Source organism: Cupriavidus sp. F041 (assembly GCF_057814235.1).
Map to the genome: position 1 here is coordinate 125509 of NZ_JBVASY010000004.1, position 26408 is coordinate 151916.

Consider the following 26408-nt stretch of genomic DNA (forward strand, 5'->3'; position numbering starts at 1 on the left):
TGTAACAGGGTGAATGTGCTGGCCGCTGATGAGGCCGCCACTATATACGTAGCCATTTCAAATAGTAAGCGGGACGCCTGTGGCTTCCGTCTAGGAATGGCCGCGAAGGGAGTAAATGCACTGCTCCGCTGTGCGTGCCACGGTCAAACTGGCCGCAGCGCAGCGCTAGCGTTGGCTAGCATCAGCAGGTTCAGCACGTTCGACGCGAGGAGGCCGCCCAGAATCACAGTTGCCAGGCGCACCGGATTCCAGCACCAGCGGCAATAGGCCCAGCCGGGTAACCAGCGCAGTCATCAGAATGGGCGCCAGCCGCACAGTTGCCCCAAGCGTCGCCATCTAGGTCCGACGTGTGGTCTTCGACCTGTACCAAGTGCTGTTAGTGCGAAATGGGCATGATGGAGTTGCGCAGTGTGATGCCGCGCACGGTCACAAAGCCGACCATCGATCCTAGTGACGCAGCCCTCCCGTGGCAAAGACCGCCAGCGCAGGATATCGACCTTGGTTGGATGTGGGGGAGGCCCTGGCGATTCACGGGAATCAAGAGGACAGCCGCCAACGCTGGCGTCAGGCCTTTGGGCGCTAATTAGCGGTAATGTCGCTGACACATGATGCGCGCTGCTTCAATCATCGTCGTCATCCTGCCAGCGATGCCACTCACGCTGGCGCCTTCTCCACTCATGCTCTCTCCAGCGTTGTTCACGCCATTGGCGCTCTCGCCAGGCACGTTCGCGCCAGTCGTCGTAGTATCCTGGAGCAACGATGACTGGTCGCGGCTCCACGAACACTGGCGACGGAGCATAGACAGGAGCGGGAGCATACACGGGCGCAGCTACGAAGGGTAGCGGGACGCCGATGCCGACACCGACATTCACATGAGCTTGTGTACTGCCGGATGCAACAGCGGCGACTGCCGCCATGATGGCCAGCGAAATAGTTTTTCTCACGCTTACTTATCCCCAAAGATTGCTCAATGCTGCCTACCTCACAGCTCCACAGCCTCCGAAGGGGTCGCGGGAAAAAAGCAGGAGGTAGCTATCAACAGGAACGAGACGAGCGGTACGCTCGTTGACGGCGTCATCTAAGGATCTTGTATCAAAATCTGTTTTCAGGTGATTGGTGCCGGGTGTCGATTGGTACTACCAGAGCAGCCGAAGGGGAAGCTTCGCATGCAGGAGCGTATTCGGACGTGACCATATGCCCAGGATGCGCTTTCACTACTACAGGGCTCACGCTCTGGCTGTGCACGGTCGATACACGCTCCAACGCAAAGTCATTCGGCCTGTGTGGGCAAAATGCGCATCTGATTGCTGGTGCGCTTCCGCTCGCCTTCAAGCCGTGCTGCCGGCAGCTCGGTCGCGCGGCTTACTTCAGCGATGAAAGCGCCGCCCAGCGCGTCGACTTCCTCGGCGATCGCTTCCAGTAGTGTGTCTTGCGTGGCCGCCACATAGTTGTTCTTAAGGTAGAACGTAGATCATTCAAAACCTGTTCATACCTTTTAATTTACATTCAACCTTGCTTGGCCTCGAACGACCGCGCGATATGCTTGCATCTCAGTCACGATAGTCGCCCAACATCCGTTTCATGGCCCGGAAAGCCGTAGCACGGTCGTCGCCGAGCAGGAATGTGTGAACGCCCTGTTCCCGCCATTGCTCGCACTGACCGGGCGCACGTGGAATAGCGCAGAACGGCACACCGCGTGCCCGGCAGGCGTGGGCGATCCGGCGGATGGCGGCCTGGACCGAGGGGTGCTGCGCGTCGGCTGGTACACCAAGGCTCTGCGACAGGTCGGTCGCGCCTTCCAGCACCATGTCTATGCCTGTCACGGCAACGATCTCTTCGATGGCGTCAACGCCTTCCCGGTCCTCGATCATGGCCACGACCATCAGCTCGCTGTTTGCCTGTTCGAAGTAGGCCGGCAGGGTCAGCGTGCCGAAGCCGGTGGTCCGGCCGCCCGTGATGCCGCGCGTACCAAGCGGGTGATAGCGCGTGCTAGATACTGCCAACTCGGCCTCTGCCCGGTTGCGCACGTGTGGCACCACAATGCCCTGCGCGCCGGCGTCCAGCACGCGCAGGATGATGTCAGGCGCGGCGCCCGGCACGCGTACCAGTGCGGTCGTGCCGGCGCATTCCGCCGCACGGATCATGTTCTCCAGCGTCTGCGGGTTCACACCCACGTGCTCCAGGTCCAGGATCACGAAGTCGAACCCTGCGTAGCCGATCATCTCTGTCATTAGCGGCAACGGCAGCGAGTTGATCAGTCCGAACACGGCGCGCCCGGCAGCGATCTTATCCTTAAGTATGTTAGGCTGCAGCATAGGCGTTCTCCGTGGGCAAATACCAGTGTGAAGGGTGCGGGTGGCGCAGGAAGTCGTGGTGCGAGATATGCCATGCGTAGGCGCCGGCGTACGGAAAGACCACCAGGTCGCCGGCGCGCACGCTGTCCACCTGCGTGTCCTGGGCAAGGATGTCCTTCGGCGTGCAGAGCTGGCCGACCACGCTGACGCGTGCGTCGCGGATGCCGGGCCGGGGGAATGGATAGCGCCAAACCTCCACGGGCAGCACCCGGAAGGGGTGGCTGTGCCCCTGTGCATAAGGCGTGCGGAAGTGGTGCGTGCCGCCGCTGGCCACCACAAAGGGGCGGTCGAACGCGTGCTTCACATCGATCACCTCCATCGCGTAGTATCCGCAGAAGGCGGTGATATAGCGCCCGCACTCGAAGCGCACGGTCAGCCCGTCGCGGCGCGCCGACAACGCCAACAGCCCCTGGGCAAAGGTGGCCCAGTCGAATTGCCGCTCGGGTTCGCGATAGTTGACGCCAATGCCGCCGCCAACGTTGATCTGGTCCAGCGTGTCCAGCGCATACTGTTCGCGCCAGAGCCGTACTTGCTGTAGGTAGGCGTCGAGCAGGCGCAGGTGGGCGGCAGCATCGAGCTGGTGGGACATCAGGTGGAAATGAAAGCCTCGCAGCCGGATCTCCGGATGCGTGCGCAGCCACGCCAGGCAGCCCGGCAGTTGGTCGCCGGCAATGCCGAACGGCGTGGGCTTGCCGCCCATCATCAGCGTGGTGGCTTGCAAGCCATCGATCGCGAGATTGACCCGCAGCAGCACCGGCGCGGCGACGCCGCGCTCCCGCGCAAGCCATGCCAGCCGCTCAAGTTCATGCTGGCTTTCCACATGCAGTGCGTCGACGCCGAGGTCGAGCGCGCTGGCCAGTTCCGCATCGGTCTTGCCAGGGCCGCTGAAGATCAGCGGCACTTCGGCGAAGTGCTCGCGCACCCAGGCCAGCTCGCCGCCGGAAGAGATCTCGAACCCGTGCGTGAGCGGCGCCAGCGTCTGCAGGATCGGCAGGTCCGAGTTGGCCTTGATCGCGTAGAACAGCTCGAACCCGGGCGGCAGGCTGCGCACCGTTGCCGCGGCATGCTGCCTCAGCGCCTCCAGGTCATAGACGTACGCGCACAGGGGGGCGCTGGCATCGGCAAGCGCGTCGTGGAGGTGTGCGGCAACGCGCGTCCAGCGCAGTTCAGGGGCAGTCATTGCCATGCGGCCTCCAGGCCGGCGAGCGGAATGGGATTGGTAACGGGCACGTAGGTTGAAGCGCGGTCGGCGCGCTGGAAGAAGCGGTTGCTGAAGTTGGTCTTGGCCGGGAAGGGGCTGCCGGCCAGCAGCCCGTTGACACGCCGGGCGGACGCAGCATTGCCATGGCGATGCTGGTAGGTGTGCAAGTGATGACGCACGACGGACCACAGCCGCGCGGTCATCGCCTGCCTGCCGCCGCCCAGCTGCGCGATGACTTCGCACAAGTTGTTGACGAACAGGCAATAGGCGATGCGATTCCAGCCCTGGTCTTCGTCGTACCAGAGCGAGGCCTGCGCGCGCGCGCTGAGCTCCGGCATGCTTGCGGCGGGATGGCGCGAGGGCGTCAGCTTTACGCCTTCGAAGTCGCGCAGGAACATCTGCGCGGGCATGCCCTGCCGCAGACCGAGCACCACATTCTGCAAGTGCGGTTCGAAGATGATACCGTGGGCGAAAAACAGGTGAAAAACCGGATAAACAAGTTGCGAGACGTAGTCGGAGAACCAGCGCTCGGTCATCGCATCCGCATGGGTTCCTGCCTGTTCGGCCAGCCCTGCCAGTAGCCGGCGCATGCGGGCTTCGCCGTAGTAGTGGTTCCCGAACAGCGAGCCGGCGAGCAGGGGAACGCAGTCTGGCGCGCGCAGCGTGTCGACACTCTGGCGCAGGATCAGCCCAAATCCCTCGATGACCTGGCGGTTCTTTTCGGCATCGGCATCCTTGAGGTCGACCGACAGGAATGCCGGCTCCTCCATCAGCGTCAGGCCGGGGAACAGGCGCCCGAGATCGGGCAGCAATGGGCGCAGCACGCGATTGACGTGCGTGGCGCTTTCCAGCTCATACCAGGCGTTCTTGCGCACGCAATTGGTGATGCGGATGTTCAGGGACAGCTTATAGAAGTACAGGTTGCCGGGCTGGTACAGCGTGCGGATCGACGAGGTGGGGAAGAAATCCCCGCCCTGCGGGCCGAGGTCTTGTATCCGTCCACTGGACAGTGCATGGTCCACGAGCGGATGCTCTCGCAGATAGCCGGCCTGCCAAGGATGGACCGGCACTGCGACGCGGTCGGCCGGCACTGGCGGGGCATTTGCCGCGATCAGCTGGTCGCAGCTAGCGTCGAGCAGCGACTGCTGCGCAATGTCTTCGCGCGGCACGGCAAACCATGCGAGTGCAAAGCGCGTACGCAGCTCCGGCGAGTATCGCAAGAGGTCGTCGTCGGAGAAGCCTTGCCGGCTCTTGGGCGTCGGGTGGAACGGATGACCGAAAGTCAGCGATTGCTCGGAATCGATGTAGGCCTCCTGCGGATCGGCAGGAATAGTCGAAGGCACCAGCAGGGACAGCACCTCCGTGCTGACGGCCACGCTGTTGCGGATTTGCTCCATCAGCTCGGTGTTGGGCGGCAGTTCGTGATGCAGTGCCATCTCGCGCAACAGCAGCGCTGCAAGCGATTCCCAGTCCAGCAGTGCCCAGGGCTTGTTCTCAGCCTTGTGGAAGACAGGAGACAAGTACCGATAGTTGCCTGTGAGCCAGGCACCGCCGACCACGGTCAGCAGGCGATCGTGAATGTGCGGCAGTTGTACCTGCAGAACCTGGCCTTGCTCGCGCTGCAGCGTCATCGTGATAGCCGCTGGCCAATCATGCTGGCCCACAGGGGGGGCGACGCGCAGTTGGCCGTTGGGCGCTGCCACTTCGCGGCAGTAGCAATTCAGCAGTGTTTCCTGGCAGCGCCGCCCGGCAGCGATTTCCGCCGATAGTCGGAGGGTGCCAGGGTGTTCCGTGTTGGTTTGCGATCGCATGTTTTTTGTAGCCTCGTGTCCAGGAGGGATCAAAGTGTGCTCATCCGCTGTCGGGCGGTAAGAAGCAGGTAGCCGACAGTGATGGCCAGCAGCGCGGCACCAAGCAGGTATGGCGCGCGTGGGCTGGCGATGCTGACTGCCGCGCCGGCGGCAAGCCCGGCCGCGACGCCGCCCCACTTCGAGCTGCTTTCGAACCAGCCGAAGGTGCGCCCTGCGTTGCTGGCGTGCACTACGCTCGCCACGAGCGCGTGCAGCGCGATGAATCCGACGGTCATGGCGGTGCCCATCAGCAGTCGCCAGGCCACCAGGGCAGGCAGGCCGAGCGGTGCCGCCTGTGCCGCCAGGGTGACCACCAGCGTGCCGTAGGCGGTCGCAAGAAGCCCCAGCGATGGCGCCAGCCCCAGCCGCCGTGACAGCAGCGGTGCCGCAGCCAGGTACACCAGGTGTGGAAGGCCGAAGAGCAGGCCGGCAGTCGCCGCGGATATCTCAGGCATGCGCTGTTGCATGTCCGGGATGAAGTATGGGAACGTCACAACGGTCGCGAACACAAACGCGAACTGCAGCACATAGATTTGCCGCGGCGTGGCAGGTGCAGCGGCAGTTGCGCCGGCCGCACGTTTCGGCGGTCGCTTCGTGGCGCCGCTGGCGGCATCGCCCTCGGGCAACCATGCGATCAGAACTGCGGCGGCCAATGGCAGCAACGCAAGCCACCGGTACAGCTCGATCGGGGATGCCTCGCCGATCCAGAGGCCGAGACAGGCGGGGGCCGCCACCAGCGCGGCGCGCGCCGACCACTGCATCGCCGTCAGGCTGCGTGTAAGCGTGGTGCCACTGGCGACAGTTGCCAGATAGGCGTTGGACGCAGAGAACGTACCGCCCAACACGCCCTGCAGCACGAGCGCTGCCAGGAAGGAAAACGAACTGGTCGCGTAGCTGGCAAGCAGGAAACTTGCTGCCAGCCCCAGTTGCGCGCGCAGCAGCAGCGGCTTCTTGCCGAAGCGGTCTGCAAGCCGGCCCCACCATGGTGCCGACACCGCCGCCAGCAGAGTTGGCACCACATAGAACGCGCCCGCGAGCCATGGCACGTCGTTGTGCAGCGAGCGCTGCAGAATCAGTGCGAAGAACGGCGGCATGCCCAGCGCCGCGAAGGCGGCGATGAAATGGCACAGCATGACCACCGCGACCACCTGTCGCGTGCCAGTGGTCATAAGGCCACCTTCAGGAAGTTGGGCGCGCGCTTGCCATAGAACTTGTTGACATCGGTGGCGCCGGTCTGCGCTTTTTCCGCCAGCGATGCGGCGGTCAGCAGGTACTTGAGGTGGAGCCTGTCGTCGCCGAGCAGCAACTGGCGCGCGAAGGTCGTGTCCTCCCCGGCCGCGGCCAGTTCGGCAAGGGTGGCCTCCACGTGGCGGCGCACGCGTGCGTATCCTGTTGCGCGATCGGTTACACGACGCAGTGCCAGGCCCTCCACTAGTGCGGCAATATTCAGCTGCAGCGTGATAGTGACGAACATTTGGGCCAGCGGCAGCGCATCGGCGACGCCGATACGCTGGTCTTCCAACCCGTCGAGGCGGGCCGTCAGTTCTGGCCACCGTCGGGCCAGCACGCCGCGGTCGATGCGAGCGGCATCGTTGTCCTTCAGCAGCAGCCGCAGCCCGTCATTGCTGTAGACCAGCATCGAGTTCTGCTGGTTCGATTCCAGCGCAATGCCATAGCGTAGCCACAGCGTCAGGTGCAGGCGCAGCGTGAGCGCCAGATAGGCGTCAAACCACACATCGAGGTCGCCACCATGGTAGCGGCCGGCAAGTTCTTCGGCCACGCAATTGCCACCGGCGGACTCGGCCAGCAGGCCGGCAACGGACACCACCGTCGCGTCCGCCAATTGCTGTGCGGGGTAGCGGCGCAGGATGTAGCCGAGGAATGGGCGCTGGTCAACGTGGGCGCCATTGGCCTCGTCGGTGAGCAGCACCTGTCCGCTGAGGCCCGGCTCACGCCGGACGATATCGCCAAGCATGGACTGGATGCGATGCCCGTCGCCGATGGTGCTGGGCTTGATGGTGCGGATATTCTTGGTGCCGAGTGTCCGAATGGTAAGCGGCAGCTTGACGTGCCATTCGGGCGCGTCGAGCAGGATCAGCGAGCGAACCGACAGGGTAGGGGAGACACGCAGGTACGCGCGTGGGGCGCGAATCACCTCGCCCTCAAGTCCGGCCTCAATCAGGAAGGCTTCCAGATGATGCTGCCACACGAACGGATGCACCGGTACCAGTGCGTGCGTCCGGGCCAGCATTGGGTCGAGGCCGACATCAGCGAACGCCGGCCAGTTCGACGGTAGCGTGCCACCGCTGGGATGATGGCGCGCGCACGGTACGGCCAGCCAGTTTAGCGCGAATGCAGGCTGGAATTCGGGCGCGTACTGTGCCAGATCGGCGGTAGCGAATCCCAGCTTGGCGCGGGCAGTAGGATAGTAGGGATGGTCGAGAAACCCGGCGAGCCGGTCGTAGTGCAGCATGCGCTGGTGCCATGCCGGTAACGTGTGCCCGTCTGAGCTGCCAGGTTGCGCGAACCAGCGCGCGCGTTCGGCCATCGACGTTTCGCGATGCGCTCTGGCCGCGCGGCATTCATCGCCGTACGCGGTGAACAGGCGCGCGGCTTCGGCGGGCAGGTCGCCGGCAAACGCCGCCAGAATCGCGTCGACATCATGCAGCGCCGACAATTCGCCGGCGTGTTCCTGCAACAGCGGCAGGCGCGTCAGGCGCCAGTCCTGCATGTATCGGGTGGCGGTTACCGGAATCCAGAGCGTGCCGGCGCCAAGATGGTCGACGCGCAGCCATTGCTGGCTGGCATCGAAGCCATAGGCCGCGCTGGCCTGCAGGGCGTCGCCGTTGCTTAGTTCACCGCGGCTGGCACACGCGCGGACATCTTCCCGGAGCAGTGTATCGACGACACGGATGCAGATATATGCGGCATCCGGATCGGTCACCGGCACCGCAGGCGACAGGCTCGACTGGACAGGCAAGCGGACGGTCATTGTGCGATCTCCCACGCCAGCTTGCTGCTGGCCAGTTCCACCGCGGCAGCAAGGCCAGCGGAATCCGGACCGCTGCCGCGCAGCACGCCCACATAATCCTTGTTGGAGTTCGTGAGCTGGATGGCATCGCCTACCTTGCGCAGCGGCTGGTAGGTCAGGCGCACGCCGTCGCTTTCATGCTTGCTGGGGGGAGGCGCCTGCCGCAGCAAGCCTTCGGCCTGTGCCGTGAAATAGCGGATCCATGCTGCCCGCTTGGGCATGTCGAACTCCGGCAGCGTCTCGCCAAGATGAAGGTGCAGGACCTGTTCGAACAGCGGAAACTGGAGGGTGTCGGACAGCAGGAACTCGCGGTAGTCGCCGATGCTGCGATAGTTGATCTCGATAAGCCGCGGGCCTTTCGGCGTCAGCACGTACTCGGTATGGCAGGCGCCGAAGCCGATGCCGAAACGGCTGATGATATCCAGCACTTCCGCCTCGATCGACGCGGGCAGGCCCGCACCCCATACCGCTTCGAGTTCAACGAAGTAGGGCGGCGGGGACAGCGCCACGCGAAATCCTCCCAGCGCGCGAATCTGCTTGCCGTCGCCGAGCGTTTCCAGTGTATAGAGCGGGCCTTCCAGGTATTCCTCCAGCAGCAACGCCTGGCCCGGGTGCTGAGCCCAGATCGCCCCGCATTGCTCGGCAAGGTCAGCCTGGCTGCGCGCCAGACTGACCTGCTGGCTCGCTACGCCTTCGCGCGGCTTGACGATGCACGGCATCGGGACGTCAGCGAGTGCTGTCAATGCGATGGGATCGCACACCACGGCGTGCCACAGCGTGTCGATGCCCAGGTTCGCCAGGCGGCGGCGCATCTCGGCCTTGTTCTTGGCGGCGTAAGCAACGCGCCAGTCCTTGCCCGGCATGCCGAAATAGGCGGCGGCAATGGCGGTGGCAGTTTGCAGATGGTCGCTATTGGAGAACACGGCAGCGGGCTTGCTGCCGCGCCGCGTGATGGCATCGATCACTGCCACCGGATTGAAGACGTCGCATGCAACGATTTCATTTGGATAGGCTGCCAGCCCGGCGTTGGCGAAGTGCGCGCGGTGGGCATCGGCGCAATCGGTCAGCAGTACAACGGAGAACCCCAGTGCCGTCGCAGCGGGCAGAAAGCCTTCATTGACGGGGGCGGTGGGTACATGCGCCAGGATGAAGATGTCTTGCATGATGTTCCTCGTGCCTTGGAAGTTAAGGGTTACGTTGAATGGGTATGCTCGTGTAGTACTTTAGAAGATAACGAAAGCGATAACTATAATGATTCGTATTACTAAATGTAAATACACCCCTAGCGAGGGGAACGGGGTCAGCGGACGATACAGTCCACGTGCGCCGACATGGGCCGCGCGGCGCAGCGCGGCTCCAGCTACCTGATCGTCAGCTGGTGTCGAGCCATTGGGTCGCCTGTACAGGCGACCCAATGGCTGCTTGCGGTCTCAGGGCGAAGGCACCGCCCTGGGTAGGTTGTCGCGACGCTTACATCCGATACCGGATCGTCGCCATCACGCTGCGTGGCGCGCCCGGCATATTCAAGTTTGCGTTCGAACCGTGCGCCGACACGATGTAGTTCGTGTTGAACAGGTTGTACAGGTTCAGTTGCCCCTCGAACGGCCCGTGGCGATACCAGGCCATCATGTCCGCCGTGACATAGCCTGGCAGCGTCACCGTATTGGCCTGGTCGGCCATCCGAGCGCCCACCAGGTTCAGGCCACCGCCGATGCCAAAGCCGTAGCCCAGCGTCTTGGTCAGCCAGAAGTTGCCGGAATGGCGCGGCGTCAGCGTGGCACGCTTGTCCTGGAACGCGGGGGTCGACTTGGTGACCACCGCATCCAGGTAGGCGTAGCCGGCCAACACGCGCCAGCCGCTGCCGAGTTCCGCGGCGGCGCTGAGTTCCACGCCATCCGTGCGCTGTTCGCCGACCGGAATCAACGCCGTGCCGGTGGCGTTGGCGATCTTCATATTGTTCCGCTCCAGCCGGAACACTGAAATCGTCGTGCTCGCCTTGCCGTCGAGCCAGTCGTACTTAGCGCCCACCTCGGTGTTGTTGGTCGTCTCGGGCGCCAGTTCGGCGTTGTTCGCAGCCAGCGCGAAGGCCTCGCCCGACGGCTGGAACGACCGGCTCCACGACACGTAATACGACTGCGCCTTCGACGGCTGCCAGACCAGGCCCGCACGCGGGCTCCAGGCATTGTCGGTACGCGACAGGTTCTTCTGGCCGGCCAGGCGCTGGAACGTGTCCTGCTGGAAATTGTCGTACCGCACGCCCAGCAGCGCCTTCCACTGCTCGGTGAAGCTGATCATGTCCTGCGTGTAGAACGCCAGCGTCTTGGCGGTGGCCAGGTTGCTCGTGGCCGGCGTGCCGCCGACCAGGCGCGGCAGTGTCGGCAGCACCGGGTTGAAGAGGTCAAAGCGGCCCGGCACAGCGCGGGTGAAGTTCACCAAATCCTTGTTCTGCTGGCCGATCTCCATGCCGTACAGGATTTCATGCATGGTGCCGAAGATCGTCGCCTTCTGCGTCAGGTCGGTCTGGTTGAACCAGCCATGCTCTTCGCGATAGACGTTGGAGTGCGACATCGTCAGCGTCTTCGTCGCCTCGTTGACCGAGCTGGTCAGCGTGTTGTTGCGGTCCAGCGAGTAGTGGTAGTACCGCGTGGCGTTGCGAAGCGACCAGTTGTCGTTGAAGCGATGGTTGATCGTGGCCGTGCCCGAGTACACGCGCGATTGGGAGTAGTCGGCGTCGCGCGCATTGGCCGCGCCGTAGTAGCGGGACGCCGGCACATCGACGGGCCGGCCGTTGTATGCCGGGATGCCGAAGTCAGTCACGCGGCGGTCTTCCAGATAGTCGGCCTGCAACAGCACCGTTGTCTGCGGCGCGATACGCAGCTCCAGCGACGGCGCCACGGCGGAGCGGTCCAGGAACTGCTGCGAGCGGTAGCTGTTGGCCTTTTCCATGGCACCCGTCACACGGAAGGCGGCGGCGCCGTCGGCAAACACGCGGCCCACGTCGGCCTCGGCGCGGCGGTCGGCCCACATGCCGTAGCTCAGTGCGAAGTCGGTAACGTCTAGCCCCGGCTTCTTGGTCACGCGGTTGATCAGGCCGCCCGACGAGCCGCGGCCGTAGAGCACGGCCGCCGGACCCTTGACGACCTCGATGCGGTCGACGTTCGACAAGTCACGGAAGTAAAGCGCGTCATCGCGAATGCCGTCGACGAACTGGTCAGCAATCGCCGAAAAACCGCGGATCGACACCTGGTCGCGCTGGCCGTCGCCCGTGGAGAACGACACGCCGGGCACGTTCTTCAGCGCGTCCTGCATTGAACTGGCGTGCTGGTCGCGCATGACGTCGGCCGTCACCACGTTCACGGTCTGGGGAACATCGCGCAGCGGCGCCTCGGTCTTGGTCGCGCTGACGGCGTTAGGCGGGTTATAGCCCTCGCCCAGTTCGCGGCTGACGTCGGCCTTGACGGTGACCTCCGGCAGGCTGCGGGCAGCGCTGTCCTGGCTGGCTTCTTGTGAGTGGGCGATGCCGACAAGCATCGGCTGGCAGGCGAATACGGCAAGAACGGCGCGCTGCAACGGGTGGAGATTTAGGCTCATTTTCCCTGTAATGCGTTGTAATAAATATTCAAATGCGACGCATTATCATTTGCAATAAGGCCTAGGTCAACGCATATCGTGCACTAGTGGAAGGAGGCCGTGCCTCATGAAGCACAAATATGATTAAAAAGCACTGGGGAGCGGCAGCAGCAGGGACGGGCCACAGGGTGCTAGAGGGTTGGCCGGGATTCGCAAAAAATCCGCCACATCTCCGCTAAGCCGCTGATTTGACTAGGAAATCGATCGATGGATCGAGTGGCGGCACACGCCGCTGCAAGTCGAGTAGGTAATCTCCGAACCGGTTGATATGCTCGCGGCGGTATGGCGACAGCGCCTTGAGCACTTCGGCATTCACCGGGTGCCCGCGTTCCTGCAAATCCTTCAGCTTGCGCGACATCCACTGAACGTTGTGGAGGATGACCATGTTGGCGACCAACTGGTTGTACTTGATCACCTTGCGCTGTTCGTGCCGTAGATTTTCGGCGATGACGCCGTCGCCACCAAACATCAACCACTGCGCGAAGTCATTGAACTGCTCGCTCTTGTTCGTCGCGGCATGAATGGTGCGCCGGAGCTCCGGGTCGTTCAGGTACTTCAGCAAGAACAGCGTGCGGATGACGCGGCCCAGTTCCCGGAACGCAAAGTAAAGCTTATTCTTCGTGCTCTCTGAACCCAGCCGGCGCAGGATGGTCGACGGCGTCATCTTGCCGGCCTTGATCGAGACGGCAACGCGCATCATGTCGGGATAGTGTAGTTGCTTCAGGTCCCAGTCGATGGACTGGCGGCACAGCCGCTCGATATGGTCGTATCTGCGTCGCCGGTCCGCCTTGTACAGCACCAGATCTTTGATATTGCGCATGCGCGGCATCAGGTTGATACCCAGCAGGTAGGACAGACCAAACACCGGTCCGCTCTGCGCCTGCGTGTCACCGTGGATGGTATCCGGCTGAATCTCAGAGCCATTCTTGATGAGCCCGTCCAGGATGTACACCGCCTCATGCACGCCGCACGGAATGAAGTTGCTGAAGAGCGCGATGTACATGTCGGAGACATGGTGCCATCCTTCTTGACCACGACCTTGCCCCCATCTTTGAGCTCGATGGTCTGCTCTTCGGCCGCGAGGGCAGATAGGGACAACAGCATCAGCAGGGGAAGAATGTACTTTCGCATGGCATGTCTCCTTCAAAATATGGATAGAAATCGGCACACCGATGGTGTGTCGGTTAAGCACAACCTGGCATGTATCCTCCTTCATCGCCGGTAACGGGCATGAGCACTTCGCAAGTCTTCAGCACCGCATCCAGCGGTGCTGAAACCAAGAATTAGGGGCGACGCATGTCCACCACCGTTGGCGTGCCGTCCACCGCGTCGAAGGTGGCGGAAACCTTGTCGCCTTCCTTGAAGTTCTTTAGCGCTGCCCGGTCCTTCACCGGGAACGACATGGTCATTGCGCCCATCCCAAGGTTGTCGATAGGACCATGCTTGAGCGTCACCTTGCCGGCTTGCAGGTCAATTTTCTTGATTTCTGCTGCGACAGGCTGCACCGCCTGCTTCGACTGAGCCGTTGGCTTCATGTCCATGCCATCCATCGGAGTCGCCGCGAATGAAGCGGGTGCTGCAGCAAGCGCAAGAATAACGGAGAGAGTAGAGGCGAGTTTCATCGTGATTCCTCGTGAAGAGAGGGTTGAGGGGAAATGGTGTGTGCGCTGGTTCGGCGTCTGCGCATCAGCAAATAAACAGCCGGCACGACAAACAAGGAGAGCAAAGGCGCGGTGACCATGCCACCGACCATCGGTGCGGCGATGCGCTGCATCACCTCTGAGCCAGTGCCGCTTGACCACATGATGGGAATCAGGCCTGCGAGAATCACGGCGACGGTCATCGCCTTGGGCCGCACGCGCAAAACTGCACCTTCCTGGATGGCCTCCAGCAACGCGTCGGTGGTATTTCTCCCGTTCTGTTCACGTTCTCCCCATGCCTGCTTCAGGTACAGCAGCATGATGACGCCGAATTCGGCAGCTACCCCGGCGAGGGCTATGAAGCCAACCACGCCAGCGACGGAGAGGTTGTAGCCCAGCAGGTAGAGCAGCCAGAAGCCGCCAATGAGCGCCAACGGTAAGGTGCCCATGATGAGAATCGCTTCGTCGATACGGCCGAAAACCAGGTAGAGCAGCACAAAGATGATGAGCAGCGTGAATGGCACAACCACTTTCAGCTTCGCGGTCGCGCGTTCCAGATACTCAAACTGCCCGGACCAGCTAAGTGAGTAGCCCGCCGGCATCGGCACGGCCTTGGCCACCGCAGCTTGCATATCCTGTACCGCTGAGCGCAGGTCCCGTCCACGAATGTCCACATATATCCAGCCCGATAGGCGGGCATTCTCGCTGCGTAACATGGGTGGGCCTTGGACCACCCGAATGGTGGCTACATCGGACAGAACAATCTGCTGACCTCTGTCTGTGACGATGGGAAGGCTGCGCAGTTGCTCCACCGAGTCACGGTAGTCGCGCGGATAGCGAACATTGATGGGATAGCGTGCCAGGCCGTCTACGACTTCACCCACGTTGTCACCGCCGATGGCAGACGAGACGATGCCCTGGACATCCTCGATGTTGAGTCCATAACGACCGGCGGCCATGCGGTCAATGTTGACGTCGACGTATCGTCCGCCGGACAGTCTTTCAGCCAGCGCTGAGGTGACGCCAGGCACCGTCTTTACTACCTCCTCAATCCGCGTCGACAAGCGGTCGATTTCCTGTAGGTCGGTTCCTGCGACCTTGATGCCGACCGGGCTCTTGATGCCGGTCGCGAGCATGTCGATACGATTGCGAATAGGCGGCACCCAGATGTTGGACAGACCCGGCACTTTCACCACCCGGTCCAGTTCCTCCACCAATTTGTCGGTCGTCATGCCGGGCCTCCACTGGTCGCGCGGCTTGAACTGAATCGTTGTCTCGAACATCTCCATGGGTGCCGGGTCGGTCGCGGTATCCGCTCGGCCGGCTTTGCCGAACACAGACGCTACCTCAGGAACTGTCTTGATGAGACGGTCGGTCTGCTGCAGTAGCTGGGCAGCCTTACCGGCTGAGAGCCCCGGCAGGGCCGACGGCATGTAGAGCAGGTCCCCCTCGTCAAGTGGTGGCATGAATTCACCGCCAATTCGCATGGCTGGCCATGCTGTCGCAACAAGCAGTATGAAAGCGATGGCCACAGTCGTCTTGGGATAGGTAAGCACCTTCGCCAGGACAGGCTGATAGGCGCGAATCAGCCATCGACTCAGCGGGTTGGCCTGCTCCGTGGGAATCTTGCCGCGAATCATGTAGCCCATCAGGACTGGGACCAACGTGACCGAAAGTCCTGCCGCTGCTGCCATCGAATAGGTCTTGGTGAAGGCGAGCGGCGAGAAGAGCCTGCCTTCCTGTGCCTCCAGGGTGAACACGGGAATGAATGACAGCGTGATTATCAGCAAGGAGAAGAACAGCGCCGGCCCGACCTCGGCGGCTGACTCACCAATGACGGTCCAGTGCTCATGGCCCTTGAGGTCTCTTCTGGGATTCTCTTCATGCCATCGCTCCAGATGCTTGTGCGCATTCTCAATCATGACCACGGCGGCATCGACCATGGCGCCGATGGCGATAGCAATCCCGCCAAGCGACATGATGTTGGCGTTGACGCCCTGGTATCGCATGACCAGGAATGCCGCAAGGACGCCGAGTGGCAGGGAGACGATGGAAACCAGGGCCGAGCGCAAGTGGAAGAGGAACACCAGGCATACCAGCGCGACGACGATGAATTCCTCGATGAGCTTGTGCGTCAGGTTCTCAACCGCGCGGTTGATGAGCGCCGACCGGTCATAAGTCGGGACAATCTCGACGCCGGCTGGCAGGCTCTTCTGCAACGAGGCCAGCTTGGCTTTCACCGCCTCGATGGTTTCCAAGGCGTTCTTGCCCGACCGCATCACGATAACGCCGCCGGCCACCTCGCCCTGGCCGTCCAGTTCGGCGATGCCGCGCCGTATTTCGGGGCCGAGCTGCACGGTGGCGACGTCTCCTAGCCGCACCGGGATACCGGCGTTGCTTGTCACCAGCGGTATCTGCCGGAAATCGTCAAGCGTCTTCAGGTAGCCGGAGGCGCGCACTATGTATTCCGCTTCGCCCAGTTCCAGCACCGAACCACCGGCTTCCTGGTTGGCTCCCTTGAGTGCCGCGAGGACTTTGGCTTGGGACAGGTTATAGGCGCGCAGCCGGTCCGGCTTCAGTACGACCTGAAACTGCTTGACCATGCCGCCGATGGAGGCGACTTCGGCGACATTCGGCAGCGATTTCAACTCGAAGCGCAGGAACCAGTCCTGCAGCGCGCGCAGCTGACTCACGTCATGCTTGCCGGTCTTGTCCACCAGTGTGTACTCGTAGACCCAGCCAACGCCGGTGGCATCCGGGCCCAGTGCCGGCTTGGCAGCAGCCGGCAGGCGGGATTGCACCTGGTTGAGGTACTCCAGCACGCGCGACCGCGCCCAGTAGAGGTCGGTGCCATCCTCGAACAGCACGTAGACAAAGGAGTCACCGAAGAATGAATAGCCCCGCACGGTCTTGGCGCCAGGCACCGACAACATGGTGGTGGTTAGCGGATAGGTGATCTGATTCTCGACAATCTGTGGTGCCTGGCCGGGAAATGGCGTACGGATAATGACCTGGACGTCCGACAGGTCGGGCAGCGCATCGAGCGGCGTGCTGCGCACGGCCCACAGTCCCCATGCGGTCAGCATGGCGGTCACCATCAGGACGAGAAAGCGGTTATGGATGGACGCGCGGATGAGTCGAGCAATCATGGCTTGGTCCCCCCAGCGGCGGAGGCCGGCTGCACTGAGGAGAGCACCGGCGTCTCGTCTGCCTCCATGTGGAACTTGAATCGAACTTGTTGGCCCTCCTTCAGGCCCTTCGGCATCCCGGTTGGCGGCGCCTTGAAATCCATCGTCATGGCACCCCAATGGATAGTTGGTATGGGCCGGTGGGAGATGGTCAGCGCTTCCGGGGACATGGCCTCGATGCGCCCGATGCCTTCGTGCTCCGGTCCCGCCACTACTGCCGCAGCCGATGTGGATGCGCTCTCCATGCGCGTCGCGGTACCGCGCAGGCTCGCCTCCGAGTCAAGCAGGAACTGGCCCGAAGTGACAACCTTCTGGCCGACCTTCAGGCCCGCCGTGACCTCTGTCTGTCCGTCCGCCTCGGCACCAGTCTTCACCTCGACCGGGCTGAATCCGCCGTTGGCAACCTCGACCATGGCAATCGTGCGGGTGCCAGTGCGGATAAGGGCTTCGGTCGGCACCAGAATCGTGTCGGCCCCGCCCTGCGCGCCAAAGCGGACACTGACGAACATGCCCGGTACCAGCAAGCGATTCTTGTTCTGCAGTTCAACGCGGACTTTCAGGGTGCGCGTACTTGGGTTGACGTCCGGCAGGATGGCGTCGACCTTGCCAGTCAGCGTTTGCCCGGGGAGACCCGCAGCCGTAGCCGTAACTTGTTGTCCGGGCCTGGCGGCTGAGGCCTGACTCTCCGGCACTTCAGCTAGTACCCAGACAGTAGAGAGGTCCGCCACGCGGAACAGCGTCATACCCGGCGTTACTGTCATGCCATCACGGGCGCCGACTTCGGTGATGACGCCATCGACCGAACTGGAGATGCTGAGCCGGGCTTGAAGCTTGCCGGTGGTTTCGACTAGTCGAATCTGGCTCTCGGTCATGCCGGCTTGCCGCATCCGTGCGATGGCCGCGCCACGCAGGTCGCCCGGCAGGCTTGAGTTCATCCGCGCGACGGCAAGATACTCTTCCTGCGCGGCCACCCAGTCTGGTGAATAGATGACCACTAACGCCTGTCCCCGCTTGACTGGGTCCAGCGTGGTCTTGGCATAGGCATGCTCGACAAATCCAGCGGTGCGCGCCTGGATGACTTCGATGCCGCGCTCATTGATGGCGACGTTGCCGGGCACCTCCAGCACCGATTCCATCCGACCCGACTTGACTTCTACCGTGCGGATGCCAAGGTTCTGGGTGATGCGGCTGTCAATGGTGACTGCTGCCGAGCCGCCGCCAGCGTCCTCGTAAACCGGCACCAACTGCATGTCCATGAAGGGCGATTTGCCGGGCTTGTCAAAGCGCTGTCCGGGCACCATGGGGTCGTGCCAATACAGAATCTTCTTGCCGGTCTTGGGGGCGCTGTCGCCAGAATTGGCGGTGGCCACCGCCGGTGAATGCGCGGAGTTTCCGCCTTGCGCTGCGCCAAGGCGATAGGCTCCATAGAGCGCGCCCCCAGCGACCACCAGACCTGCCACGATGGAGATGGCTTGCTTCTTCATTTGGATTCCTTTGTGGCAGGCTCGGTTTGCGCGGTCGGCAGCGGAACTAGGAAGGTCAATTCGGCCCACAACTTTGCCGTCTTGGATTCAAGTGTTAGCCGCTCGAGCGCCGTGTCGATGGCTCGGTGGTTGGCCTCGGCAACAGCGACCAGGGGCCCAGTGTTGGCCCGGTATGCCGTCAGTGCCGCGTCTGCCTGGGCGTTTGCCAACGGCAAGATGTTCTCGTCGTAGCGTTTGAGCCGGTTGAGATTGCGCTGCAGCTCGGCGAGCTTGGCCGCGACCATGGCCCTGGTATTACGTGCGATGACTTCCGACTTGGCTCGCGCCTCCTGCGCCTGTGCCAACTTGGCGGCAACCTCGCGGTCCTGCCGATTGCCCTGGTCCCAAGGCACGGGAAAGCTGACGTTGAGAGAACCCATATTGGAGAAGGCGGAGCCGCGCTGGCTGTACATCAGTTCGACGGTTACGTCTGGCTTTTTGGTTTCGGCTACCGCCCGAATATCTGCTTCCGCCAAGGCGATGTCGCGTTGGGAGGCCGCCATCTCCGGAACGGCATCCAGTTCGTCTTGGGCAAGCTCCTGCCCGCGCTGGGGAACTGCCAAACTTGGCCGCGCAGAAAGCGGGCGACTTGCCGCTTGGCCGACCCAGCGCTCCAGGTTGACCTTGGCTGCGTCCACGGCCGCCCGGCTTTCATCAAGCCGGTCATGCAGCTTCTGAATTTCTATCTCGGCTGCGAGCACGTCCGTTCGCGTGCCACGCCCGCTCCGATAGGTGGCTGTCGCTGCTTGGAGCTCAAGGTCGAGGGGGTGGCCGTGGTGGCCGAGGAGCATACCGGTCTGCTCGGCATACCAGAGGTCGAGCCAGGCAGTGGCCACATTGCGCTGAACATTGGCAAGGCTGACGGCTCTCTGTGCCTCTGCGGCGGCGGCTTCCGCTTCATAGCGCTCCGTACGCGCTCGGCGCTTGGCGGAGCGAGTGAACTCCTGAATAACGCTGACAGAGCGCTGAGTCATGAAGTCCCGGCTAAGGGAGAACTGGTCAGGGCCGGTTACTGGGACGTTGTTGAGCCCGAGCTTGAGCACGGGGTCTGGCAGTTGACCGGCCGCGACCGCCATTTGGATGGACGCCTCGACAGCACCGTGAGAGGTCTCGGCATTGCCAGCGCGAGTAGTGGCTAGCGCAACGGCTTCTTCGATGGAAAGAGGGGGGGCCGGCTGGGCATGCACGATGAACGGCATGGCCATGCCAAGCACAGGCGCAACAAGTAGCGCCTGCAGCAGGTGGCGAGGGAAAAGCATAAAGCCTCCAAGAGCAACGACAGCTGTCCCCGTCTAGCGAGACAGCACCCGAATTGCGTTGCTCAGGAGGCTACGTGCGATAACAACAGTGGAGGATGGAGAGCGGTCGTGGTGGCGCGCGTGGAATGGCGTCGCCATACACCAGAGCGAAGTGGTCAGCAGTCGGCGCAGGCGGTGGCTCCACCACGCTCAGCAGGACAGGCAGAAATGCCGGAACTTGGGGTGATGTGTGGTCGACAGATTTTGAACCCAGCTGGCAGTGCTCAAGGCAAAGTCCGTCATGCGCCCCCGTGTCCTGGGCATTCTTCGCCATCTCAGGACAGGACTCCATCATGCCGGCCATATCGTCCATCTGCTCAAGCGAATAGCGGCTTCCCGTACAGGCGTAAGCCGCCGCTGCCAGTTGCACTGTCAGGAAGGCGGTGATGAGGAACCCGGCAAGCCATAGCCGGCGAAGAGACGTGCGCACGAGAACTGTTGCCTATTTTTGCAAGAATAGTACCAGCGTTTAGCCATGATTGGGATGGGCTCACCGTGGCAGGTTGTCGCACATTTGTCGGTCGCCCGCCAGCCGATGGCATGGGACTGGTGAACCCCAGGCGAGACGTCTTTGAGGCAAGAGACGCCCCGCCCGGACCTCAGGCGCTGCCTACTTGGGCTGCATCATAATGGGCTGCGTCATCATCTCCCGGCAGGCCTTCGTCATGGCTGCCTGGTCACCTGCCTTCTGCTGCATCTCCGCCTGTTTGGCGGCGCGTGCTTTCTCAATGACGTACCAGTCTGGCCCCGCGAGGACGGACAAGGATGTGATGAGTGCCGCTGTGCCAACTGCGGCAAGGATAATCGTTTTCATGGTAGTTCTCCGCTCACTTCGAACAGTGCGGTTCCGAACACCTTTCGTTCAAAAGGGTGGCCAGCACTGTCGAATGCAAGGTCGTCCCTTGGGGCAACCTCGCTGCATAGTCGTTGTGATAGACAAGCCATGCCTCAGCAAGCCAAGTGGTAGCTGGCTTGCTGAGTCCAGCTTCAGGCGGAGAGTGCTTTAGGTGGACGCTCGAGGAGCGCCAAAACTGCCGAGAGGAACTTGGACTCGGGGTGGGCTATGAGGACGCTCGTCCAAGAGTCGCCAGCGAGGCCAATGGGCATGGGAGATGCCGCGACGGCAGCGCATATCGCAGCGCACGAGGCGCGAGACATCTTGGTTGGATTGCTTGTGGCGGAACAATCGCTGCTGCCATCGCAGCTATGGCTTGAATTGACGTGTGACGCCGGGTTCTGAACGGCGTAGGAGGGCGAATCGGTCATGCCAACAGCGTAGCATGCAGAAAATGGCATGGCGAGCACACGCAGCGGCAGCGCAGCTGCAAGTATCGTAAGGAGAATCACACACCAAAGTCGTTTCATTTTTCTTCTGCATCGTCCGTCTCGTGCCCTTCCATCCGAGATGGTATGACTATCGAACTCTCCTTCACCGTTCTGAGTATCGGTTCTCCCGATTCTTCCTCGCACGATGGCGCCGCTTCTTGAGCCAAGTCACCTGCCTCGCAGGAGGCTGCGAGCAATAGGTACGCAAGGTCGAGCTGCTGCACATCCCTCCGTCGGCGCGCAATGGCTTCAAGAGCAAGGAGTATGTCGTCGGCCAACTCGAATTCCTTCTCCCGGCAAGCTCGTTCGAACGCTGCAAACACCTGCTCATGTAAGGAGTGCTTAATGGTACTTATTTTGTCCGTCTTCGACATGGGCCACCGCTATGCTTGGGGGTCTGACTCGGCGGGTTCTTCCAGCGACGAGTCCCCACTCCCAAATGACTTGCCCGATTCCATATTCCTAATATGGACGTTCCCATGGAGGGAAGGTCAAGTACTGTTTGCGGCCACCTTCCGACCGAGTTCAGAGTGGCGGTTTGCACGTGTTCTCTGCAGCGCTACCTGGCGCCGAGCTCGCGCACGTCGTGCCGTGGGTGTTTTCGTATTCGGAGACCGCGCCAAAACGGGGGCGAACGACCGGACCACCGCCGAGAGGCCAATGAGGCACCTACAATGCGCGCATGGCTTCCGATCCTGGGGCGGCGACCTCCATCCTTCAACTTCGAATTGCTCTGCGCGGCCTGAGCCCGCCGGTTTGGCGACGCGTCCTCGTTCCCGAGCATTTGACGCTCCCACAATTGCACAATGTCATCCAGGTAGTCATGGGCTGGGCGGACGAACATCTGCACCAGTTCAGCATTCGTGGCAGGCATTACGGTGAAGCTCATGAGGACGTCTTGCAGTTCTCCACAGTGGCAAACGAACTGCCGCTGACCGCGTTTCGTCTCCGCGAACACGAAGGCTTCGTCTATGTGTATGACTTCAACGCGTGGTGGCGCCACGAGATACGGGTGGAGCGGCGTATGCTGCGGCAACATCCTGGCCGGCTGCCACATTGCGTGGCGGGTAGCGGGCCTTGCCCGCTAGAGGACGTTGGCGGGATCGAGAGGTATCTGGAGGCCAGGGACGAACGCAGTGAGTACGAGTTCCTCGAATGGCTCGAGTCGCTGCGCGAGGGTCCAATCGTGCTGGCAGACTTACGCGATGAGGTCGACCGATGTCTGACTTGGCTGGATCGTCGCTTTGACCGTCAGATCGTCAATGATCGGTTGCGACACCTCGAGGGGTAGACTGGTCGCCGCAGCTTCCAAGGGAGGAGGGCGGCCATGCGTATCAGCTTGCAACTCGTAGTGCAGGACGAGGGAGAGGTGCCAGCCACCGTCACCGAAATTGCCCAGTTCGAGAGAGACAGCCTTGATGTGGGCTCGCTGGGCCTGCATCTGGAGGAGGCGAAATCATTGCTGGGTCGGCTGCAGCGCACGATGGTCGCGGCACAGGTTGCCGAGGCAGTTGCCCGGACCAGCGTTTGTCCCACGTGCGGTGCGCAGTTGGCTTGCAAGGGCCACCATCACTTGGTCTTCCGTAGCGCGTTCGGGCGACTGTCGATTGACAGTCCCAGGCTGTATCCCTGTCGGCAATGCCAGGGCGACGCCCCCACCTGCAGTCCGGTCGCCAACTGCTTGCCTGAGCGGGTCAGTCCAGAACTGCAGTATCTCGAGGTCAAGTTCGCAGCGCTGATGTCGTATGGTCTGACCGTCAACGTCCTGCAAGAGGTGTTGCCGCTCGATCATGTGCTGGCAGCCAGCTCGATCCGGCGCCAGGTCACCGGGCTCGGTCGCCGGCTGGAAGCGGAACAGGCCACCGACGCCCGGCAGCACGCGGAGGTGGCCGCGAGCGTCGGTTCGCCCGACATCCCGGAGCCCAGTCCGGTCCGCGCCGTCGGCATTGACGGCGGCTACCTTCGGCTGGCCGGCCACCGGCGCCGGCAGGACGGCTGGTTTGAAGTGATCGTCGGGAAGTCAATGCGCGATCAGGATGCCGGCCATAGTTTTGCCTACGTGCACAAGCTGGAGCACCGGCCGGCCGATCGTATGTTGAATTTCCTGCTACGTGAAGGTGTGCAACCTAGTCAACCGGTGACCTTTCTGTCGGATGGAGGCGATACCGTACGGTTTGCGCAGCTCGGCTTTGGTGACCGCGGTGAGTACGTTCTCGATTGGTTCCACATCGCCATGCGGATACAGAACCTCGAACAGATGATCAAGGCCCGCCCGGCACACAGCGACGGCCCGAGCAACGCGACATTGATCAAGGCGCTGCATGGCGCCAAGTGGCACCTGTGGCACGGCTGCCCCTATCCAGCGTTGCGCCGATTGGAAAGTCTCGGCTGGGATCTGGAAGCTGAGGCCAGCCCCGAAGAGGCCAAACTCCTCGGCAAACTCGAGGAGTTCATCGTCTACCTGGACAACAACCGGCACTTCATCGTGAACTACGGTGACCGCTATCGGCATGGGGAGCCCATTGCATCGGGTTTTGTCGAGTCAGCCGTCAACCAAGTGGTCAGCAAGCGGTTCGTCAAACGGCAGCAGATGGCCTGGCGGCCTCGGCACGCGCACAACCTGCTGCAAATCCGGACGGCCGTGCTCAATGACCAGCTCCGGTCTTACGTTGAACGATGGTATCCCTCCATCGCCGGAGAAGAAAACCATCGCTTGCCGCTTAGTCAGCCCCCGGTTTGGCGCGGTCTCCTGGGGGCAGGCGATGCCATCCGGGTGCTGGAAAGGCTGAATTCTCTCGATAAATCAATGGGTTGTCAGGGATGTGGCGGATTTTTCGCGAATCCCGGCCGACCCTCAACCTGCTGTTGCTGGCCTATGTCCTGCTGCTGGCGCTGCCGCTAGCGCCGCGATGGCTGGCTTTGCCTGGTGGCGTGCTATTTGCGGCGGCCAACGTCTGGCTCGGCCTGCAACTGTTGCGCGCCGTTCGCTGCCTCCACCGCACCATGGCCGCCGGCGGGCTGCCGCCTCGGCTTTCCGATCGAAGGAAAACCGGACATTCTGATCCTGACAGGGAAAAGCGTAGTTGGAACGCATTTCCATGAACGCTCGCCTGGATCGAGAAAAATGTCGGAAAAATTGGCCTTTATTGCACATTTTCAGGATTGGTAAGCACCAGATTTGCGATGAATCAAACATCGGTACGAGGTCTTGGATATATTCAGTTCCATTGGGGAGACGCATATCCGTTGGCGGCGCTCGCGCATATCCGAGTGAAACGCCTGCACGATTAAGTGCCTCTTTGTGCGTACTGATACGGCGTTGCCGACGGATCGCTGGCAGGGACGGCCAATGGCAGCGGCGGCAGAATCGTGCGGCGCAGCATGCAGTCCTCTAGTTCCGGCAATAGAGGCACGAGGAACGCTCAACCTGGAGTCACGCGATGCGCCGGCCGAGCTGGAGTCTGTTGACTAAACTGCTGGCGATCGGTGCCACGGTATTGTGTCTTGCCCTGACTTCGATCGGCCTCACGCTCTGGGTCACCTGGCAAATCGAAGGCGGAGCGGCAGCCGTCAACGAAGCTGGCCGTATGCGCATGCAGGGCTATCGGCTCGCGTTGGCCATGGAACAGGGCGCGTCAATGGAATCGGTGACATCCCAGTTGCGCGAGTCTGACCAGGGCCTGGAGATATTGGCAAGCGGCGATCCCTCACGCCCTCTCTTTGTCCCCTGGAACGCCGAGACCCGTGCGCAGTTTGCCGCGGTGCAACAAGGCTGGGCCTCGCTTCGCGCGCGCTGGCTATCGGGCGCGCCTGCCCCCACGGGCGAGTTGGACCGCTTCGCGGCAGCCGTCGACGCGCTGGTATCCGGCATCGAACTGCAGCTCTCCCAATGGACGGCACGGCTGCATATGTTCCAGCTCGCAATGATGGCCCTTGTCATTGCCAGCGCGGTGACGCTCCTCTATGCCGGCTACCTGATCGTTTTTGAGCCCTTGACGCGCCTGCGGCGCGGTTTGCAGCGCGTTGAGGCTGCGGACCTCGGCGCACGCGTGGCGGTGACCTCTCAGGATGAGTTTGGCGAACTGGCTGAGGGCTTCAATCATATGGCCGCAAAGCTGGAGGCGTTGTATGGCGACCTTGAGCAACGCGTCAATGAAAAGACCGCACGGCTGGAACGCGAACGCATGCGCCTTGCCGCCTTGTATGAGATGAGCGGGCAAATCGCGCAGGCGGCTACGCTCGACGAGCTTGCAAAAGGATTTGCACGCAAGGTTCGCGCTATTGCCCATGCCGATGCCGTTGCGATCCGCTGGTCCGATGCAGCCAACCAGCGCTATCTCTTGCTGGCGGGCGACTGCCTGCCGCAGGTGATGTTTGAGCAGGAGCGCTGCCTGCACCCGGGTGCTTGCCATTGCGGTCAGGCCGGCGCCACCGCGCAACTGCGGGTTATCCCCATCCGGGGGATGCCAGACGATCCGTCGATCCGATGCGCGCGGGCCGGTTACCGGACACTGGTTTCCCTACCGGTGAAACTGCAGCAGCGGGTACTTGGCGAAATCGATCTGTTCTTTTTCGAGGAAACCGTGCTGACGGCAGAGGACCGCTCCCTGCTCGAGGCCCTTGCGGCCCACCTTGCCAGCGCGATGGAGGGGCTGCGCGCGGGAGCGCTGGAGAAAGAGGCCACTGTGGCCCAGGAGAGGGGCCTGCTGGCACAGGAACTCCACGACTCGATCGCCCAGTCGCTGGCTTTCCTGCGGATCCAGGTGGAGTTGATGAGGGCCGCGCTTGGCCGCTGTGACGCGCCAGCGGTCGACAGGGTGCTCGGAGAGATCGAGACCGGCGTGCACGAGACCTATAGCGACGTGCGTGAACTGCTGGTGCATTTCCGCACGCGCACCAACCATGAAGATATCGAACCCGCGTTGCGCACCACGTTGCAGAAATTCGAGCACCAGACAGGCTTGCGCACGCATCTGCGCATTGAAGGACATGATGTGCCCCTGATGCCCGACGTGCAGGTTCAGGTACTGCATGTCATTCAGGAGGCGCTGTCCAACATACGCAAGCACGCGCATGCGACACAGGTCTGGATCGACGTGCGGCAGGCGGAGGTGTGGCGTTTCGAGGTACGTGACGATGGCCTCGGCTTCAACGTTGCGCAATCGCCGTCATCCGCCCAGTTGCATGTGGGCTTGCGCATCATGCACGAGCGCGCGCAGCGCATCGGCGCTACGGTAACGCTGACCTCGGGCAGCGGAGATGGCACGCGGGTGACGCTGACGCTGCCGCCGCGCCGGCCTACGCAGCGCGATGCGTCGTCCCGGCCTGCTCGGATGGCCAACACCATGCAGAGCCACTGATGGGAGA

At 62.3% G+C, this 26408-nt stretch carries 19 protein-coding genes and 2 pseudogenes; 3 read left to right on the forward strand and 18 right to left on the reverse strand.

Features of this window, described 5'->3' with window-relative positions:
* Positions 1 to 40 precede the first annotated feature (40 nt).
* From ACZY0R_RS41795 to ACZY0R_RS41880, 18 genes and pseudogenes are all read right to left on the reverse strand, one after another.
* A pseudogene (locus tag ACZY0R_RS41795) lies at positions 41 to 466 on the reverse strand (efflux RND transporter permease subunit); the annotation flags it as partial.
* Positions 467 to 620: 154 nt separating this feature from the next.
* On the reverse strand, positions 621 to 944 hold the full coding sequence (locus tag ACZY0R_RS41800; protein WP_488867525.1) for a hypothetical protein: 324 nt from the start codon (positions 942 to 944) through the stop codon (positions 621 to 623).
* A gap of 326 nt (positions 945 to 1270) precedes the next feature.
* A complete protein-coding gene (locus ACZY0R_RS41805) occupies positions 1271 to 1444 on the reverse strand; it encodes a hypothetical protein (RefSeq protein WP_488867823.1) in 174 nt (57 codons plus the stop codon).
* Between the two features lie 106 nt (positions 1445 to 1550).
* Entirely contained in the window at positions 1551 to 2315 is a 765-nt protein-coding gene (locus ACZY0R_RS41810) for an HpcH/HpaI aldolase family protein (RefSeq protein WP_488867527.1), read from the reverse strand.
* Positions 2302 to 3534 carry a type III PLP-dependent enzyme gene (locus ACZY0R_RS41815; RefSeq protein ID WP_488867809.1) on the reverse strand — a complete coding sequence of 411 codons (1233 nt, stop codon included), beginning with the start codon at positions 3532 to 3534 and terminating at the stop codon, positions 2302 to 2304. The genes ACZY0R_RS41810 and ACZY0R_RS41815 overlap by 14 nt, the downstream gene beginning before the upstream one ends.
* Positions 3531 to 5366, reverse strand: a complete 1836-nt coding sequence (locus tag ACZY0R_RS41820; RefSeq protein WP_488867529.1) for an IucA/IucC family protein — start codon at positions 5364 to 5366, stop codon at positions 3531 to 3533. Before ACZY0R_RS41820 ends, ACZY0R_RS41815 begins: the two co-directional genes overlap by 4 nt.
* Positions 5367 to 5395: 29 nt before the next feature.
* A complete protein-coding gene (locus ACZY0R_RS41825) occupies positions 5396 to 6574 on the reverse strand; it encodes an MFS transporter (protein ID WP_488867531.1) in 1179 nt (392 codons plus the stop codon).
* On the reverse strand, positions 6571 to 8397 hold the full coding sequence (locus ACZY0R_RS41830; RefSeq protein ID WP_488867533.1) for an IucA/IucC family protein: 1827 nt from the start codon (positions 8395 to 8397) through the stop codon (positions 6571 to 6573). The genes ACZY0R_RS41825 and ACZY0R_RS41830 overlap by 4 nt, the downstream gene beginning before the upstream one ends.
* Positions 8394 to 9599, reverse strand: a complete 1206-nt coding sequence (locus ACZY0R_RS41835; RefSeq protein WP_488867535.1) for an ATP-grasp domain-containing protein — start codon at positions 9597 to 9599, stop codon at positions 8394 to 8396. Before ACZY0R_RS41835 ends, ACZY0R_RS41830 begins: the two co-directional genes overlap by 4 nt.
* A 307-nt stretch (positions 9600 to 9906) precedes the next feature.
* On the reverse strand, positions 9907 to 12027 hold the full coding sequence (locus tag ACZY0R_RS41840; RefSeq protein ID WP_488867537.1) for a TonB-dependent receptor: 2121 nt from the start codon (positions 12025 to 12027) through the stop codon (positions 9907 to 9909).
* Positions 12028 to 12241: 214 nt separating this feature from the next.
* The gene (locus ACZY0R_RS41845) at positions 12242 to 13282 is read right to left on the reverse strand and encodes a Tn3 family transposase (RefSeq protein ID WP_488867539.1); all 1041 of its coding nucleotides are present in this window, start codon (positions 13280 to 13282) and stop codon (positions 12242 to 12244) included.
* Positions 13283 to 13349: 67 nt separating this feature from the next.
* Positions 13350 to 13688 (reverse strand): copper-binding protein, encoded by a 339-nt coding sequence (locus tag ACZY0R_RS41850; protein WP_488867541.1) that lies wholly within the window; start codon positions 13686 to 13688, stop codon positions 13350 to 13352.
* Positions 13685 to 16855: an efflux RND transporter permease subunit gene (locus tag ACZY0R_RS41855; protein WP_488867543.1), complete on the reverse strand. Its 3171-nt coding sequence runs from the start codon at positions 16853 to 16855 to the stop codon at positions 13685 to 13687. The genes ACZY0R_RS41850 and ACZY0R_RS41855 overlap by 4 nt, the downstream gene beginning before the upstream one ends.
* Positions 16852 to 18378 carry an efflux RND transporter periplasmic adaptor subunit gene (locus tag ACZY0R_RS41860; RefSeq protein WP_488867545.1) on the reverse strand — a complete coding sequence of 509 codons (1527 nt, stop codon included), beginning with the start codon at positions 18376 to 18378 and terminating at the stop codon, positions 16852 to 16854. The genes ACZY0R_RS41855 and ACZY0R_RS41860 overlap by 4 nt, the downstream gene beginning before the upstream one ends.
* Positions 18375 to 19676, reverse strand: coding sequence for a TolC family protein (locus tag ACZY0R_RS41865; RefSeq protein ID WP_488867547.1), 1302 nt, complete (start codon positions 19674 to 19676; stop codon positions 18375 to 18377). Before ACZY0R_RS41865 ends, ACZY0R_RS41860 begins: the two co-directional genes overlap by 4 nt.
* Before the next feature lie 70 nt (positions 19677 to 19746).
* Positions 19747 to 20145, reverse strand: coding sequence for a copper resistance protein (locus tag ACZY0R_RS41870; protein WP_488867549.1), 399 nt, complete (start codon positions 20143 to 20145; stop codon positions 19747 to 19749).
* A gap of 180 nt (positions 20146 to 20325) precedes the next feature.
* Positions 20326 to 20529, reverse strand: coding sequence for a hypothetical protein (locus ACZY0R_RS41875; protein WP_488867551.1), 204 nt, complete (start codon positions 20527 to 20529; stop codon positions 20326 to 20328).
* Between the two features lie 547 nt (positions 20530 to 21076).
* The gene (locus tag ACZY0R_RS41880; RefSeq protein WP_488867553.1) at positions 21077 to 21415 is read right to left on the reverse strand and encodes a hypothetical protein; all 339 of its coding nucleotides are present in this window, start codon (positions 21413 to 21415) and stop codon (positions 21077 to 21079) included.
* A gap of 308 nt (positions 21416 to 21723) precedes the next feature.
* Here ACZY0R_RS41880 and ACZY0R_RS41885 point away from each other — a divergent pair, with 308 nt between their 5' ends.
* The 3 genes and pseudogenes from ACZY0R_RS41885 to ACZY0R_RS41895 all read left to right on the forward strand — a co-directional run bounded on the left by ACZY0R_RS41885 (position 21724) and on the right by ACZY0R_RS41895 (position 26401).
* On the forward strand, positions 21724 to 22332 hold the full coding sequence (locus tag ACZY0R_RS41885; RefSeq protein WP_488867555.1) for a plasmid pRiA4b ORF-3 family protein: 609 nt from the start codon (positions 21724 to 21726) through the stop codon (positions 22330 to 22332).
* Positions 22333 to 22368: 36 nt separating this feature from the next.
* Positions 22369 to 23748, forward strand: a pseudogene (locus ACZY0R_RS41890) (ISKra4 family transposase); the annotation flags it as partial.
* Positions 23749 to 24505: 757 nt separating this feature from the next.
* On the forward strand, positions 24506 to 26401 hold the full coding sequence (locus ACZY0R_RS41895) for a type IV pili methyl-accepting chemotaxis transducer N-terminal domain-containing protein (RefSeq protein WP_488867557.1): 1896 nt from the start codon (positions 24506 to 24508) through the stop codon (positions 26399 to 26401).
* Positions 26402 to 26408: the final 7 nt, after the last annotated feature.